Source organism: Actinosynnema sp. NPDC049800 (assembly GCF_040656635.1).
In the GTDB taxonomy this organism is placed as follows: domain Bacteria; phylum Actinomycetota; class Actinomycetes; order Mycobacteriales; family Pseudonocardiaceae; genus Actinosynnema.
In genome coordinates this window covers 23,545-39,495 of record NZ_JBFAMT010000033.1, presented here as the reverse complement: position 1 = coordinate 39,495, position 15,951 = coordinate 23,545, and the positions used below count along the sequence as shown (strand labels likewise).

The following is a 15,951-nucleotide window of genomic DNA, read 5'->3' as shown; positions in this document are numbered from 1 at the left end:
AAGGTCTAGGGTGGGTGACCGGACCAGCGACGAGGATCTGCACAGCATGGCGCACTCACCCCACCCGTCCCGACCCGTCCGCGCGGTCCTGGTGGAGGACCACCACTTGGTGGCCGAGGCGATCCGGCTGGCCTGGGCGGACTCGGGCGAGGTCGAGGTCGTGGCCACGGTCGGCTCCGTGGCCGACGCGGTGGCCGAGGTCCGCAGGCACCGGCCCGACGTGGTGCTGCTGGACCGCCGGCTGCCCGACGGCGACGGCCTGGACGCGATCCCCGGCTTCGAGGAGTGGGGCGCACGCGTGCTGGTGCTGACCGGCGAGGCGACCGTGTCCGTCGCCGCCCGCGCCGCGGAGTCCGGCGCCGCGGGCCTCGTGCTCAAGTCCGCCCGACTGGAGGACCTGACCGACGCCGTGCTGCGGGTGGCGGCCGGCGAGGTCGTGTTCGACGGCGGGCTGCTCGCGGGCGTGCTGGACAAGCTCACCGGCCGCGCCAAGGACAACGGGGTGCCGCTCACGGTCCGTGAGCGCGAGGCGCTGCTGCTCATGGCCGAGGGCGCGAGCACGGAGGAGATCGGCGAGCGCATGGGCGTCGCCCGCAACACCGTGCGCAACCACGTTCAACGGGTGCTGGAGAAGCTCGGCGCCAGGTCGAAGCTGGAGGCGGTGGCGATCGCCCGCCGCGACGGCCTGCTCGACTAGTGCAGCTGCACTAGACGCGACGGTGACGGTGCGTCTGGGCACCGACCGCTCGATACCGCAGAGTACGACCGTGGACGTCTCGGTGTCTGGCCCGGTCGCTGAGTTCAGCGCGCCGATCGACCGGGGAGCGGCGGGCCTGGCCCGCGATTTCGTCCGCAAGACCCTCACCGACCTCGGCTACCTGGGCGACCACGGCGACGTCGTGCTCGTCGCCTCCGAACTGGTCTCCAACGCCCTGCGGCACACCGCCACCATCCCCGTCATCCGGCTGGCGGGCGACGCGCGCCGGCTCCGGGTCGAGGTCGAGGACGGCAGCCCGGTCCTGCCGCGCGCCCGGCTCTCCGCCACGGTCGGCGGGTGGGGCCTGCAGCTCGTCCAGCACCTGACCACGGCCTGGGGCGCGCACGCCGAGCGCGGCGGCAAGGTCGTGTGGTGCGAGATGGCCGCCGACGCGACGTCCTGAGGCCGGGTGCGCAGGCCCGTGGCACCGTGGCAGAGCATCGTGCACAGTGACGCCATGGCCGCTGATCACTCCTCCCACCCCGCGCTCGAACAACCGCCGGAGGACGCGTACCGCCTGCTGGTGGACAGCGTGGTCGACTACGCGATCTTCATGCTGGACCCCACGGGCCGGGTGATCAGCTGGAACGCGGGCGCGGAGCGGATCAAGGGCTACTCGGCCGAGGACATCATCGGCAAGCACTTCTCGACCTTCTACCCAGCCGAGGACCTCGAGGCGCGCAAGCCCTGGTACGAGCTGGAGGTGGCCGCCGAGGTCGGCCGGTTCGAGGACGAGGGCTGGCGGCTGCGCAAGGACGGCACCCGGTTCTGGGCCAACGTCATCATCACCGCCCTGTTCGAGAAGTCCGGCCGCCTGCGCGGGTTCGCCAAGGTCACCCGCGACATGACCGAGCGGATGCGGGCCGAGGAGGCGCTGCGGGCGAGCGAGGAGCGGTTCCGGCTGCTCGTCCAAGGCGTGCTCGACTACGCCATCTTCATGCTCGACCCGACCGGCCGGGTGATCAGCTGGAACGCGGGCGCGGAGCGGATCAAGGGCTACTCGGCCGAGGAGATCGTCGGCGAGCACTTCTCGCTGTTCTACCCGCCCGAGGACCTGGTGGCGCGCAAGCCGTGGCGCGAGCTGGAGGTGGCCGCCGAGGTCGGCCGGTTCGAGGACGAGGGCTGGCGGCTGCGCAAGGACGGCACCCGGTTCTGGGCCAACGTCATCATCACCGCCCTGACCGACGACGCGGGCCGCCTGCGCGGGTTCGCCAAGGTCACCCGCGACATGACCGAGCACCGGCGGGTCGAGCGGACGTTGACCGAGCAGCGCAGGCTCGTCAGCCACCTCGTGGAGGCCCAGGAGCTGGAGCGGCGCCGCATCGCCTGGGACGTGCACGACGATTCGATCCAGTCCATGGTCGCCGTCGGCATGCGGCTGCAACTGCTGGCCAACCGGCTGCCCGAGGAGGACGCGGCCGTCGTGCGGCAGCTGGACGAGGCGGTGCGGTCGTCCATCGGACGGCTGCGCAACCTGGTCTTCCGGCTGCGCCCGCCGGAGCTCGACCGGCACAGCCTGGTGCAGGCCCTCGACCACTACCTCACCGACGTCGCCCAACCGTGGGGCATCACGTACCGGCTGCGGCACGAGCTGGACCGCGAGCCGCCCGCCGAGTCGGCGATCACGATCTTCCGCATCTGCCAGGAAGCCCTGGTCAACATCCGCAAGCACGCGCGGGCGTCCGCGGTCGAGGTGTCGTTGACCTCGACCGGCGGCGGCACGCTGGTCGAGGTCGTGGACAACGGCGTCGGTGTCGGAACCGGCGTCGGCGCCGACCCGGGCGCGCCGGGCGACCGACCGGCGTTCGACCACTTCGGCATGATCGAGATGCGGGAGCGCGCGGAGACCGCGGGCGGCTGGTGGTCGGTGGGACAGGGCCCCGACGGTGGCGCGGAGGTGCGGTTCTGGATCCCGGACTCCCCCGGCGGTGAGCCGTGACCGACCGCAAGCTCAGCGTGGTGATCTCGGACGACGACCCGATGATCCGCGAGGCGTTGCGCGAGGTGCTCGACGCGGAGCCGGACTTCGAGGTCGTCGCGGTGGCGCGGGACGCGGACGAGGCGATCGAGCTGGTCGAACGCCACAGCCCCGCCGTCGTCGTGCTCGACGTGCGCATGCCCGGCGGTGGTGGTGGCCGGGCCGCGCGGGAGATCAGGCTCCGGTCGCCGAACACCGGGATCCTGGCGCTGTCGGCCTTCGCCGATCGGGAGGCCTTCCACGAGTTCACCTCGGCCGGCGTCGGTGAGCACCTGGTCAAAGGCGTGTCGAACAGCGACATCGTGGCGGCCGTCCGCCGGTTGGGACGGCCGGGGCACGGCGAGCGCAGGGGTGCGTCGCCGCTGCCCAGCACGTAGCGTCGGCCTGGTACAACTGTGGTTCGACACCGCATCACACCCGGGAGACGTCGTGGCCGAGCCGATGGGGCAACCCTCACCGATCCTCGACATCCGTGTCACCCGAGCGGGCGACGTCCTCGTCATCGGCGTGGCCGGTGAGGTCGACATCGACACCACTCCCGAGGTCCGCGCCGCCGTGCTGTCGGGCCTGGCCGAGCGCCCGTCCGCCCTGGTCCTCGACCTGTCCGGGGTGAGCTTCTTCAGCTCCGCCGGCTTGTCGCTGCTGCTGGAGACCCGCGCTCGCGTCGACACCCTCGCGGTCGTCGCGACCGCGCGCGCCGTGCTCAGGCCGATCCAGCTGACGTCCCTCGGGTCGCTGCTGACGGTGTTCGGCTCGGTCGACGAGGCGCTGGCGTCGGTGGCGTTGCCCCAGGGCGCCCGCCGGAGCTGAGCCCTCCCCCGTTCCGGTCACGCGTGCCGGAGACCCGACGGCGGCACTCCCGTCGGGCACCACGCCGACGGAGGTCGACCGCGGGCATCCGTCGAAAGTGGGGAGCGCACACCCGTTCGACTGCCTCCACGCTGGTCACGGGCGGTCTCTCGCTCGTCCGAGTGGTCCTCTCGGGGATCAGCGTGCGGTGGCCGCCGCGGGTTACATGACGAGGCGTGGCCGCCGCCGAGTGCGCGCAGTCGTCCGTCGGCTCGTGAAAGCACCGGGCGGCGCCACTCGAAGATTCCTCACGAGAAGGGACGCACGATGACCAAGCGCGTGTACGAGGCACCGGTCCTGATCCGCTCAGGCGCATTCTCGAAGGTGACCGGCTTGCTGCAACGCAACGGCCGCGACCGCCTCATCTTCAGCAAGAACTGACGCCGCCGACGCGTTGATGTCGGCGCCGAATCGCACGCCGGGCCACGGCGACGTCGGCTTCGTGGTCCTGCCGGACTGCGAGGGCGCGCTCGCCGTGGCCCCCTTCCGGGGCGCGGCCGACCTGAACGTCACGCACGCCTCGGGACGGCCGTGGCTGGTGGCCCGCCGCCCCGGCGGCGAGATCACCGTGGCCGAGACCGGGCGCACCAGGCTGGCGGTGATCGGGTGCTGCCCGGTGACGGCGGCGGAACTCACCCGCGAGGCCGAGCGGGTGCGGGACGTGGCCGACCTCGACCGGTTGGCGCGCCAGCTGCCCGGCAGCTTCCACCTGGTGGCCTCGGTGGACGGGCGGCTGCGGGTCCAGGGCAGCGCTTCCGGCATGAGGTTGGTGTTCCACGCCGTCGTCGCGGGTGTCACCGTCGTCGCCGATCGCGCCGACCTCCTCGCCGGGTTCGCCGGGGCGGAACTGGACGAGCAGCAGGTCGCGGTGCGGCTGCTGTTCCCCGTGCCGCACCCCTTGGCGGACACCCCGATGTGGCGGGGCGTGCGTTCGGTGGCGCCCGGGGACTACCTGGTGGTCGAGCCGGACGGCGTCCGCACCCGCCAGTCCCGCTGGTGGCACCCGCCCGAGCCCTCGCTGTCGATCGCGGACGGCGCCGTGCGGGCGGGCGAGGCGCTCGCGGAGGCGGTCGACGCGCGCACCCGGCACGGCGGCGTGGTGAGCTGCGACCTGTCGGGCGGCCTGGACTCGACATCCGTGTGCTTCCTCGCCGCCCGGGGGAACGCCGAGATCATCGCCTTCACCTGGCCGGGCCTGGACGACGCGGACGACGACTTCGCGTGGGCCCGCCGCGCCGCCGCGCACCTGCCCGGCGTGGTCCACGACAGCCTGCCCGCCGAGCGGTCCCCCCTGGTGTACGCGGGTTTGCGGGACATCGACGACGCCGTGGACGAGCCCACCATCGGCGTGATGGACCAAGCGCGGTTGTCGGCCCACCTGCCCCGGCTCGCGGCCAAGGGGGCACGCCTGCACCTCACCGGCATCGGTGGCGACCACGTCGCCTGGTGCTCGGACGCCTACCACCACACGCTGCTGCGCCGCCGACCGCTGTTCGCGCTCGGGCGACTGCGCGGTTATCGCTCCTTGTGGCACTCACCGTGGTTGCCGATGATCCGCGCGTTGGCCGACAACCGGCCCTATCACGCCTGGCTGGCCGACGCCGCAGACGACCTGCGATCGCCCCTGGCCGACGTCGCCACCACCGGTCTCGGGTGGGGCATGCCGCCCCGGCTCTTCCCGTGGGTGACGGAAGAAGCGGTGGGCCTGGCGCGGGAAGCCCTGTTGGCCGTCGCACCGGACGCACGACCACTGGCGCCGACGAGAGGGCTGCACGCCGACCTGGAGCAGATCCGGAGCACCAACCGCATCATCCGGCACTGGGAGCAGATCACCGCGAACGCCGGGCTGCCCATCACCTCACCCTTCATGGACGACCGCGTGATCGAGGCCTTCCTGTCCGTGCGGCCGGACGACCGCGTCACCCCGTGGACCTACAAGCCCGTCCTGAAAGAGGCGATGCGGGGCGTCGTCGCCGACGAGTGCCTGGAGCGCAGCACCAAAGCCCAGTCCGCCCTCGACGACGCCGCGGGCCTGCGCGAGCACCGAGGCGATCTGCTGGCGTTGTGGGAGGACTCCCGATTGGCCGACCTCGGCCTGGTCGAGGCGCGACAGCTCCGGGCGCTCGCCGTCCGACCGTCCACACCGGACCTGAGCCGGGCCACCCTGTACACGACCATCGGCTGCGAGGTCTGGCTGCGCGCCCTGGCTCGCTCCACCACGCCCGCATGAAGGGAGATCGGCATGCCCCTCCGGATCCGCGACGGTGTGTCCACGGCGGACACCGAGTACGGCACCGTGCTGCTCGACGAGCGCACCGGTGACTACTGGCAGCTCAACCCGACCGGCGCGGAGGTGGTGCGCCTGCTCCTGGCCGGCCGCACGCCCGACGAGGCGGTGCAGGCGCTGACCGAGCAGTTCGAAGTGGACGAACCCCAAGCGAGGAGCGACGTCGAGACGTTGCTCGACAGCCTGCGCTCGGCCGACCTGGTCACGCCGTGACGTCCCCCGGCGCGATCACCCGGCCCCCTCGGCGGGGCATCGCGCTGCCACGACGGGTGGCCGCACGGCTGGCGGTCGCGGCGGCCGGCCTGATCGCGCGGTTGTCACCGGCACGCCTCCGCGCCGTGCTCACCGTGCTCCGGCGCGGCGCCCGACCCGCCACCTACGCCCAGGCGAAGAAGGCACGCGACGCGGTGCTCGCGGTCAGCCTCCCGTGCGCCGGGCCGCAGGGGTGCCTGCCCCGCTCGCTGGCCACGGCGCTGTTGTGCCGCCTGACGGGCACCTGGCCGACGTGGTGCACCGGCGCGCGGAAGAAGCCGCCGTTCGGCGCGCACGCCTGGGTCGAGGCGGACGGTCGGCTGGTGGACGAGCACCTGCCCGCCGACTACTTCATCCGCCTCATCGTGGTGCCACCGGCGCCCTCGCGGAGGTCCGCGGGATGAAATCCGGGCCCGGCGCGCGGGTCAGGGACCTGCTCGGGCTCGTGCGCGGCCACCGGCGGGCCGTGCTGCTCGCGGTGCTGCTCACCCTGGTGGGCGCGGTCCTGGGCCTGGCGCAACCGCTGGTCGCGCGGGAGGCCATCACCGAGGCGGGCGCGGGCCGGACGGCGTGGGAACTCGTCGCCGCGCTCGCCGCCCTGTTCGTCGCCCAGGCACTCCTCGGCGCGTTCGGCCGGTTCCTGCTGGAGCGCACGGGCGAGGGCATCGTGCTGGGACTGCGCCGGTCGCTGATCGGGCACCTGCTGAAGCTGCCCATCCCGGTCTACGACGAGCGCCGGATCGGCGACCTGGTCTCCCGGACCGGCGCCGACACGACCGTGCTGCGCGACGTGGTCGCCCAGTCGTTCGTGGACCTGGTGACCGGTGTCCTCACCACGGCCGGGATCGTGGTCCTGATGGTGTGGCTCGACGTCACGCTGTTCGTCCTGGTGTTCGTGACCGTCGCGGCCGGTGCGCTGCTGGTGGTCGGCGCCGTGCGGGGGATGCGCGCGGCCAGTGAGCGGACCCAGGCCAGTGTCGGCGCGATGGCGGCCGACCTCGACCGGGCCCTCGGCGCCATCCGGACCGTGCGGGCCAGCCGCGCGGAGCAGCGGGAGACCGAGCGCATCGGCCGGCAGGCCGACTCCGCCTACCGCTCCGGCGTGCGCACCGCGAGACTCGCCTGCATCGCCGATCCCGCCGTCGAACTCGCGGCCAACGGCACCCTCCTGCTCGTGCTGCTCGTCGGTGGCGTCCGCGTCGCGCGTGACGCCGCCTCGCTGGGTGATCTGGTGGCGTTCCTGCTGTACGCGAGCTACCTCGCCGTTCCGCTGGCGTCGGCGTTCCACGCCGTGACCACCATCCAGCGCGGCATGGGCGCGTTGCAGCGCGTGTGGGAGGTGCTCGCCCTGCCCGTCGAGGAGAACCGGGAGAGCTCTCCCGACGTCGTGCGGCCGGCTGCGGCGACCGCCGTGCTGGAGTTCCGGGACGTGCGGTTCGACTACCCCGACCGCCCGGTGCTGCGCGGTGTGTCGTTCACCGTGCCGCCCCGCTCCCTGGTCGCGCTCGCGGGCAGGTCGGGAGAGGGGAAGTCCACGATCCTCGCCCTGGTCGAGCGCTTCTACGACCCGCAGGGCGGGACGATCCTGCTCGACGGCCGCGACGTGCGCGAGCTGAGCCGGGCGCAGTGCCGGGCGCGACTGGCTTTCGTGGAGCAGAACACCCCGGTGCTGCACGGCACGTTGCGGGACAACATCACCTACGCGGACCCCGACGCCGACGCGGCCGAGATCGACCGCGTGGTGCGCCTCGCCGACCTCGGCGACCTCGTCGACCGCCTGCCCGCCGGGCTGGACACGGAGGTCGGCGACCGCGGTTGCGCGCTGTCCGGCGGGGAACGCCAACGGGTCGCGCTGGCCCGCGCGCTGCTCACCAAGCCCTCGTTGCTGCTGCTGGACGAACCCACCTCGCAACTCGACGCGATGACCGAAGCCGTGCTGGCCGAGACCGTCGCCCGCGTCTCCGCCGAGTGCGCCCTGCTCGTCATCGCGCACCGGCCGTCGACGTTGCGCAGCGCGGATTGCGTCGTGCTGCTCGACGGTGGCCGGGTGGCCGCACGGGGAACGCCGGCGGAGTTGCTGTGCGACAGCGAGCTGTACCGGCGACTCGCGACGTGAGCCCGGCGGTGGGGCCGACTTGCGACGTGAGCCCGGCGGTAGAGCCGTGCCGCCGCACGCTCGTCCACCTCCCCGCCGTGCTGCTCCGAAAGGCGTCGCCGGAGTTGACGTGAACAGGCCAACCTCGGCCGAACCACGACCCCCTCGCGCTCCCGCACGCTTTGCTGGCAGTTCCGGACATCCCGGGAGCCAGGGGGAAGCAATGACGAAACGCGCACTCGGCGCGCTGGCGGCGGGGGTCGCCGCCGCGCTGCTGTGGGGCGGGCAGACCGCCGCCACCGCCGAACCGCAGGCCGTGCCGGTGATCCAACCCGATCCGGTGCTGATGTTCCCGTCGAAACCGGCCGAGACCGACTGGGCAACGGTCGCCCGCACCCGCGAGGCCAAGGCGCAGGCACGGCGGCACCGCGTCGGCGCGCAAGCGGCCCGGCCGTACCAGGAACAGGAACCGGTCGGCGTCACCGGCGCCAACGACACCCCGACGACCGCCGAGCACATCGCGGGTTTCGGCACCCGCGCGCCCGCCGACTCGAAGATCGCGCTGACCGGCGACATCAGGCTGGACGACACGATCCCGGTGCTGCCGCCGCTCCCCGAGCCCGACGACGCGATCGGGCTCGCCGGCGACACCGGCTTCCCGGTCACCCGGCGCGCGGTCCGCACCAGCGGCGTCATCGGCGACGGCCCGCACGGCAGCGCCGGCGACGGCACCGGGGACTTCGACTTCTACCGGCTCGACGGCGGCGCCACCGACGTCACGTTCTCCGCGCGCACGTCGACGCCGACCGGCGACCTCGACCCGGTGCTCGCGCTGTGGGACACCGACGGCGGCCTGTGGACCGTCAGCGGCGACAGCGGCGGCTCGACCGACTCCGCCATCACGTTCACCATCCAGGCCGGCCGCACCTTCTACCTCATGGTGGGCTCCGACCCGTTCGCGCTGCCGCGCGACCCCCTGACACCGGGCACCGGCCCGGGCGTCGTCACCGAAGGCCCGTACGACCTGCTGATCACCAGCGGCAAGAGCGGCGGCGACCTCGACTACTACTCGTTCGACCTGCGTGCGGGCGACGTGCTCGGCGCGGCCGTCGCGGGCGGCGGCACCCGGATCGCGGTGCACGACCCGGCCGGTCGCGAGGTGTTCGGCTCCTCGCAGGACCTCACGTACTCGTTCGCCCAGGTCTCGCCGATGCCCGGCGGCGGCAACGCGGTCGTGGACTTCGTGGCGCCGGCGGCCGGCCGGTACCGGCTCGGCGTCGAGGCGGGCGAAGGTCCGTACGACATCAAGCTCGAAGCGTTCCGCCCCGGCACGGAGACCGCGCCACGTGGTTCCGTGCACACCATCTTCCTGGACTTCGACGGCGCCAGGGTGAACACGGCGATCTACGGCGGCGGCGGTGGCCTGCGCGACCTCTCACCGCTGGCGGACTTCCTGCCCCGGTGGGGACTCGCCGCGGCCGACGAACGCGCGTTGATCGCGGCCATCACCGCCACCGTGCGGGAGAACCTGGAACGGGACCTGATCGCCAAGGGCCTCAACCCGCGCTTCGCGGTGCGCATCCTCACCAGCCGCGACCACGTCGACCCGTGGGGGCAGCCGAACGTCAGCCGGGTCGTCGTCGGCGGCACCATCGCCGAGACGGGCATCTCCACCGTCGGCATCGCCCAGTCCATCGACGCGGGCAACTTCGGCCGCGAGGAGACCGCGCTGGTGCTGCTCGACGAGATCAGCGCGCCGGCCGGACCGGTGTGGTCGCTGAACACCTACGTCGGCCCGGCGAGCGACGAGATCGCGTTCATCGGCCGCGCGGTCGGCAACATCACCAGCCACGAGGTCGGGCACATGTCGGGCAGCTGGCACACCGACCGGCTCAACGACGCGCACGGCATCATGGACCCCGGTGGCGACCCGGCCGTCATGTTCGCGGTGGGCCCGGACGGCGTCGGCGGCACGGCCGACGACCCGGACCTCGACTTCACCGAGGACGAGCTGAGCCCCGCCGAGGGGTTCACCGGCACCGAGGACACCGTCACCCGCACCGCCTGGGCGTTCGTCCGGGGCGCCGGCTGACCCTGTCCGGTGGGCGCGGCGCTGGTCGGCCGCGCCCACCGACGTCCCCGTGAAGGGGCAATCCGTTCACCCGACGCGGGCTCGTCCGCGTCGTCGGGCGGTGGCGGACCGCCGGCGTGCCTACGGTGGGGCCGACCCGGTTCCCGTCCGAGGAGGCCCGATGGACCGGCGCGCGTTCCACCGATCCGTGCTGCTCACGAGCATCACCGCGCCGCTGCTGACCGCCGCTCCGGCCCAGGCCCGACCACCGCGGGGCGTGCCCCGCCGCTCGGTGGTCGAGTACGGGTTGCCACACGCCGAGCAGACGCACGAACTGGTGCGGGTCCCCGGGCTGCCGCTCGTGCTGGTGTCGCAGATGTCCAACAGCCACCTGGTCAAGGTCCGGCTCGACCCGGCGGGCGAGCAGGTCCAGGCGGCGCGGGCGCACCCGTTGGGCGAAGCGCACTCCATGCTGCACGGCCTGGCGGTCTCGCAGCGCCACCCCGGCCTGGTGTGGGCCACCCACGAGGGCGACAACCGGCTCCTGCTCGTCGACCCCAACGGCCCGGACGTCGACGCGCCGCCCCGCGTGGTGCGCACGATCGACGTCCCCGGCGGCGGGCAGGGACCGCACTACGTCGGCGAGTACGGCGACCAGCTGTGGGTGAGCCTGAAGACCAGCAACCACGTGCTGTCGATCGACCACGCCGACCCGTCCCGGTTCCGGCTCTACGAGGCGCGCCCGAACCCGATCTTCGTCGCCCGGCACCCCGCGTCCGGCGAGTTCTACGCCAGCCAGGACGACGCGAGCCAGGTCCTGCGCATCAACCCCCTGACCCGGGACACCACCCAGCTGGACGTCCCCGACCGGCCGGTGGGGCTGGTGGCCGGTCCGGTCGGCCTGTGGGTCGCGCTGCTGGGCTCCAGCGACCACGGCACCGGCACGTTCGGCCGCATCGACGCCGACGGCGCCACCACGTGGTTCCGGTTGCGGTCCTCCGAGGTCGCCGACGCGGGCCTGCTGCACATCGCGTTCGACCCGGCGGGCGGGCCGAGCGCGTGGCTGCTGGGGTCGTCGATCGTCTCCGACGACGTGCTCGACGTCGTCGTGCGGGTCACGTTCGACCCGGACTTCACCCGGGTCGTCGGCGAGGAGGTCACCGTGCTGCCCACCCAGCACTGCAAGGCCCACCGCCTGCTCCCCCTGTCCCGCAGCCTGCTGGTCACCGAGCTGACGAGTTTCACCCTGGCCCAGCTCACCACCGAGTCGTGGGACCGCCCGACCGACCCCACACCGGGCGACCCGAGCTGAACCGTCACGCGCAGGGGTTGCCCCGGTCCACCCCCGGCGGCAGTCTGTCCACTTCGGACTCCGTGTAGTCGCGGCCGGCGGCGGCGCACAGGGCCGCGAACCAGTGGGACGGGTCGAGGTCCAGCGAGACGAAGCCCCGCTTGTTCGCGGCGATCAGCCGGGAGCCCGCCATCACCGGTCCGACCGTGTCGTCGGGCAGCCGGAACTCGCCGAGCAGGCGTGCCGTCCCCGGGTCCCACACCTGGATCAGCTCGTCCTCGCCGGAGGCGAGCAGCTTCCCGTCCGGGGTGAACCCGAGGGGCGCCACGTGCGCGGTCAGCGGGATCGCCTTCGACGTGGCGCCGGAGTCCAGGTCGTGCACGTAGGCCCGGCCCGACGAGTACTGGATCGCGATGTCCGGGCGGTGCAGCGCGGCGGCGAGCATCGTCGAGTCCGGTTCGGGTGCGATCTCGTCGCCCGCGGTCCGGGCCGCCAGGTCCCACCACCGCTGGCCGTGCGGCGTGTTGACGAGGACCCGGTCGGGATCGGGGGTGCGCAGCACGACGCCGCGTTCCGCCGCCTCCAGCAGTTCGCGCGCGGTGTCGCCGACCGGCAGCGGCTGGCCGACCGGCGAGCCGCTGTCGAGGTTCCACCGGGTGAGCAGCCCCGCGTACAGGGTCACCGCGGTGCGGTCGTCCACGGCGGCCACCGAGCGCCGCCACCGGCGGTCCTCCTGGTCGCCGAGCTCGGCGGGCCGGGGCAGCCGGACCCGGCGCAGCTCCGCCAGGTCGCGGGTGTCCAGCACGAGCAGCTCCGGGCCGTCGAACAGCAGCAGGCGCGCGTTGTCCGGGGTGAACTGCAGGAACAACCGGCCCGGTGGCAGCAGGTCCGGCACGTGCGCCAGCCGCCGCCGGGTGCGGGTGTCGACCAGCGACAAGCCCGGCACCCGGTCGCTCGCGCCCTCGACCACCGCCATCAGCGAGCCGTCCTCGCTGTAGGCCGGGTTGAGCAGGTCGGTCGTGCCCGCGTACGCCGACTGCTGGGAACCGACCTCCTCCACCGGGCGCGGTGGTCGCATCCGCACCACCGCCCGGCCGCGCACGTGGCGGATGTCGGGCGTGCCGTCCGGCGACCGCAGCACGACCGTGCCGCCGCCGACCTCCTGGTCCTCGGTCAGGTCCGAACTCGGCGTCGAGGACTGGTAGGCCCGGCCGTCACGCGGGTCGAGGTACGTCACCAGGCCGAAGCTGCCCGACTCGACGCCCGGGTCGAAGGCCAGGTACTCGCCGGTGAGGTCGGTGGACACGTCGCCGCAGTCCGGCGCGGCCCGGCGGAACACCTCCGCGCCGCTGAACACGTCCCGCCCGGAGAACACGTCGTGCGCGCACGACAGCACCATGCGCCCCTGGCGGGCCGTGGTGGACAGGCCCGGCGTCGACCGCACCTCCGCCCCGGTGTCGAGCGACCGCACGGCGAACACCGTGCCGTCGGCCCGCGCTTCCAGCAACGCCACCGCGCCGAGCTCGTCGTCCACCGCGGCGACGCCGAGCACCTCGCCCGGCGGCGGCGCGAACCCCTCCACGCGGGACCGCCGCGCCACGTCCCACACCTCCACCCGCGACTTGTTGACCAGGACGACGTGCCCGCCGGACGGGGAGATCTCCAGGCCCGCGTCCTCCAGCGGATCCGGCTCCGCGGCGGCGGGGCGCACCAGCACGGGTTCGCCGCGCTCGCGCAGGTCCCACACCCGGATCGCCGACGCCGTGTCGGCCACCGCGACCCGCGTGCCGTCGTCGCTGACGCGGATGCCCTCCACCCCGTCGACCGTGCCGAGCGGCCACGACCGCGGCGCGTCGCCCCACGGGTCTCGCCACGCGGTCAACGCCCCGGACGCGGTGGCGGACACGGCGACGTGGCCGGTCGGGGTCGTGGCGATCACCTCCATCGGCACGGCGAACCGGTCCACGTCCACCTCGGCCACGTCGTAGAACACGGCCTGCTGTCGCACCAGCGCGCCGTAGCCGACCGCCGGGTCGTGCCGCCAGGACGCCAGCGCGAACTGCAACGCGCTCATCGCGGAGACCCCGGCCTCGCGCTCGGCGAGGTCGTGCAGCAGCTGCGCGCCCTGCCGCCGCACGGTGGTGTCCAGCTCCTGGTTGGCCGAGACCGTGCGGGCGGTGAGCAGCCCCGACACCAGCAGCAGCACCGCCATGGCCGCCACGGCCGCACGCCTGGTCCTGGTCGACCGGCGCCGCGCGGCCTGACCGGCGGCCACGTAGTCGTGCTCGCGCCGGTCCACGTCGGCTGGGCGTTGGTCGAGCCACTGCCGCGCGGTGGCGAGCTGCCCGCCGCGCAGCACCAGGCTCCGGTCGCGGCCCTCGCGCTCCCACTGATCGGCGCGTTCGCGCACCTGCGCGTGCCAGGCCAGGAACTCGCGGTCGGCCTCCAGCCACCCGCGCAGGGTCTGCCAGTTGCGCAGCAGGGCTTCGTGGGCGAGCGCGAGCACCGGCGGCTGGCCCGGGTCCTCGCGGACGAGGAGCAGCCGTGCGCCCAGCAGCACGTCCACCACCCGGCGCAGGTCGTCGGGCACCTCGTCCACCCTGACGGGGCGCAACGCGAAGCCGTCGTCGGCGGGTCGGGCCAGGCGCACCAGCAGCCGCCGCACCGGTTCCCGCTCGGCCGGGTCGAGGTCGCGGTAGAACCGCTCGGCGTGGCCTGCCAACGCGCCCGCGACACCGCCCAGCTCGTCGTAGGCCCGCAACGTGAGCCGACCGGCCTCCTGCGCCTGCCACAGCTCGGTGAGGGTGAACTCGACCAGCGGCAGCAGGCCCGTGCCCGCCCGCGCGTCGACGAGCACGCGGTCGACCACCCCGTCCTGGTAGGCCACGCCGGGCGTGAGCGCCACGGGCCGCTCCACGGCTTGGCGCAGCCCGTCCCCGCTCAACGGCGCGAGGAACATCGTCGCGTCGTCCAGCGCGGGCACGCCGCCGGTCGCCAGCAGCCCGTCCAGGGAGCCCGCGCGGAGGGTGAGCACGACCCGCGGCCCGCCCGGCTCGGCGGTCAGCTCCTCCAGCAGCCGCAGCACGTCCCGCGCGGTGCCCGGGTCGGTGGTGACGACCTCCTCGAACTGGTCGACCACCAGCACCGCGCCGGGTACGGCGACCGGGCGCAGCACGGCCAGCAGGTCGTGCGCCGACTGGCCGGGCACGGGCCGGACCAGGGCCACCGGCGTGCCCGCCGCCTCCAGCCGCGGCCGCAGCCCGGCGTCCACCAACGACGACTTGCCGCAGCCCGACGGCCCGACCACCAGCACGATCCGCTGCCGCGCCACCCGTCGCGCGAGCCGGTCGATCTCGTCGTCGCGGCCGAAGAAGTACCGCGCGTCCTCGGCGCGGAACGCCCGCAGGCCCCGGAACGGGCACGGTGGCGCCAGCTCGCCCGCGACCTCGACCAGCGTCTCGGACGGGATCAGGTAGGCGGTGCCCGAGCCGCGTTCGGCGGCCACCGTCATGCCGATCACCGCCGCCAGGTCCTCGCTCCACACCGGCGAACCGCTGAAGCCGCGCGCGATGCGCGGCCCGTCGTCGGCCTGCACCTGCACCCACCCGGTGCCCTGCCGCTCGCGCAGGCTGCCGCCGACCCACACGCCGTCCTCGTGGCCCGCCGGGAACCCGGGCACGCGGAACCGTTGGCCCCACGGGTTCTCCGCCGCCCCGAGCGCCAACGTCGCGAAGCCCTCCGGCGGCGGCTCGGTCAACCGCAGCAGCGCGATGTCGCCGCGACCGTCCGCCAGCACGGGCCGCCACGCCTCCACCACCGCCGTGCGGGCCGGCGCGCCGGGCAGCATCGGGAAGTCCACCCGCACCGGCCCCGGCGGCGGCACGGTGCCGTCGCCCACCACGTGCGCGCACGTGCACACCAGGTCCGGCGCGACCAGGAAACCCGCGCCCACCACCGATCCCCGACCATCGCGCACCCGCACGACAGCCGCGGGCAACGCACGTGCTGACTCCATCGGCTTATCCCCCCGGACTACCATCCCCAGGGCCATTCTCCCGAACGCGCACGCCCGAATGCCACGCACGATCGGGTGATCTTGAAGGGCCGCCGACGCCGACCGACCACCGCCGCGCACGCCCGCCGAGTTCGATAGGTTTCCGAAACTTTTCACCGACCACCGGGGCCGCATCGGACCGGAAATCCCGGCACCAGTACCGATGCATTTCAGCCATACCCGCGCCGGACGTACTTGCGCAATTTTACGATAAGGTTTTCGCAACCTTACGAGAATCGTTGACAGCACGCCGGAGTCGGCCGAACACTGTCTGCATCGACAGACCCTGGACCGATGTCGATCGGGTCACCCCCGCG

The 15,951-nt window shown here is 73.7% G+C and carries 13 protein-coding genes; 12 read left to right on the top strand and 1 reads right to left on the bottom strand.

The genetic code is table 11. The annotated features are described in order from the left end of the window. The first annotated feature begins 46 nt into the window (after positions 1-46). From AB0I91_RS29485 to AB0I91_RS29430, 12 genes are all read left to right on the top strand, one after another. Positions 47-697 carry a response regulator transcription factor gene (locus AB0I91_RS29485; RefSeq protein ID WP_498780843.1) on the top strand — a complete coding sequence of 217 codons (651 nt, stop codon included), beginning with the start codon at positions 47-49 and terminating at the stop codon, positions 695-697. 82 nt (positions 698-779) lie between these two features. After that, a complete protein-coding gene (locus AB0I91_RS29480; protein WP_499639838.1) occupies positions 780-1,160 on the top strand; it encodes an ATP-binding protein in 381 nt (126 codons plus the stop codon). 54 nt (positions 1,161-1,214) lie between these two features. Further along, the gene (locus tag AB0I91_RS29475) at positions 1,215-2,696 is read left to right on the top strand and encodes a PAS domain-containing sensor histidine kinase (RefSeq protein ID WP_498780841.1); all 1,482 of its coding nucleotides are present in this window, start codon (positions 1,215-1,217) and stop codon (positions 2,694-2,696) included. Beyond that, positions 2,693-3,112, top strand: a complete 420-nt coding sequence (locus AB0I91_RS29470; protein WP_498780839.1) for a response regulator — start codon at positions 2,693-2,695, stop codon at positions 3,110-3,112. The genes AB0I91_RS29475 and AB0I91_RS29470 overlap by 4 nt, the downstream gene beginning before the upstream one ends. A 52-nt stretch (positions 3,113-3,164) precedes the next feature. Further along, on the top strand, positions 3,165-3,545 hold the full coding sequence (locus tag AB0I91_RS29465) for an STAS domain-containing protein (RefSeq protein WP_499608748.1): 381 nt from the start codon (positions 3,165-3,167) through the stop codon (positions 3,543-3,545). 306 nt (positions 3,546-3,851) lie between these two features. Beyond that, a complete protein-coding gene (locus tag AB0I91_RS29460; RefSeq protein ID WP_498780837.1) occupies positions 3,852-3,965 on the top strand; it encodes a keywimysin-related RiPP in 114 nt (37 codons plus the stop codon). A 16-nt stretch (positions 3,966-3,981) separates the two neighbouring features. Then, positions 3,982-5,814: an asparagine synthase-related protein gene (locus tag AB0I91_RS29455; protein ID WP_499639835.1), complete on the top strand. Its 1,833-nt coding sequence runs from the start codon at positions 3,982-3,984 to the stop codon at positions 5,812-5,814. Between the two features lie 12 nt (positions 5,815-5,826). Then, positions 5,827-6,084, top strand: a complete 258-nt coding sequence (locus AB0I91_RS29450; protein ID WP_498780835.1) for a lasso peptide biosynthesis PqqD family chaperone — start codon at positions 5,827-5,829, stop codon at positions 6,082-6,084. Then, entirely contained in the window at positions 6,081-6,527 is a 447-nt protein-coding gene (locus tag AB0I91_RS29445; RefSeq protein WP_498780834.1) for a lasso peptide biosynthesis B2 protein, read from the top strand. Before AB0I91_RS29450 ends, AB0I91_RS29445 begins: the two co-directional genes overlap by 4 nt. Further along, on the top strand, positions 6,524-8,239 hold the full coding sequence (locus AB0I91_RS29440) for an ABC transporter ATP-binding protein (protein WP_499639833.1): 1,716 nt from the start codon (positions 6,524-6,526) through the stop codon (positions 8,237-8,239). Before AB0I91_RS29445 ends, AB0I91_RS29440 begins: the two co-directional genes overlap by 4 nt. Positions 8,240-8,441: 202 nt before the next feature. Beyond that, positions 8,442-10,310 (top strand): hypothetical protein, encoded by a 1,869-nt coding sequence (locus AB0I91_RS29435; protein ID WP_499639831.1) that lies wholly within the window; start codon positions 8,442-8,444, stop codon positions 10,308-10,310. A 160-nt stretch (positions 10,311-10,470) separates the two neighbouring features. After that, positions 10,471-11,601: an NHL repeat-containing protein gene (locus tag AB0I91_RS29430; protein ID WP_499639829.1), complete on the top strand. Its 1,131-nt coding sequence runs from the start codon at positions 10,471-10,473 to the stop codon at positions 11,599-11,601. Positions 11,602-11,605: 4 nt separating this feature from the next. Here AB0I91_RS29430 and AB0I91_RS29425 read toward each other — a convergent pair whose 3' ends face one another. Further along, entirely contained in the window at positions 11,606-15,595 is a 3,990-nt protein-coding gene (locus tag AB0I91_RS29425; RefSeq protein WP_499639827.1) for an nSTAND1 domain-containing NTPase, read from the bottom strand. Positions 15,596-15,951: the final 356 nt, after the last annotated feature.

Coding starts and splice junctions, on each gene's coding strand:
- AB0I91_RS29430 (WP_499639829.1), top strand. CDS start 10,471: ATGGACCGGCGCGCGTTCCACCGATCCGTGCTGCTCACGAGCATCACC.
- AB0I91_RS29435 (WP_499639831.1), top strand. CDS start 8,442: ATGACGAAACGCGCACTCGGCGCGCTGGCGGCGGGGGTCGCCGCCGCG.
- AB0I91_RS29455 (WP_499639835.1), top strand. CDS start 3,982: ATGTCGGCGCCGAATCGCACGCCGGGCCACGGCGACGTCGGCTTCGTG.
- AB0I91_RS29425 (WP_499639827.1), bottom strand. CDS start 15,595: ATGGAGTCAGCACGTGCGTTGCCCGCGGCTGTCGTGCGGGTGCGCGAT.
- AB0I91_RS29440 (WP_499639833.1), top strand. CDS start 6,524: ATGAAATCCGGGCCCGGCGCGCGGGTCAGGGACCTGCTCGGGCTCGTG.
- AB0I91_RS29460 (WP_498780837.1), top strand. CDS start 3,852: ATGACCAAGCGCGTGTACGAGGCACCGGTCCTGATCCGCTCAGGCGCA.
- AB0I91_RS29450 (WP_498780835.1), top strand. CDS start 5,827: ATGCCCCTCCGGATCCGCGACGGTGTGTCCACGGCGGACACCGAGTAC.
- AB0I91_RS29475 (WP_498780841.1), top strand. CDS start 1,215: ATGGCCGCTGATCACTCCTCCCACCCCGCGCTCGAACAACCGCCGGAG.
- AB0I91_RS29485 (WP_498780843.1), top strand. CDS start 47: ATGGCGCACTCACCCCACCCGTCCCGACCCGTCCGCGCGGTCCTGGTG.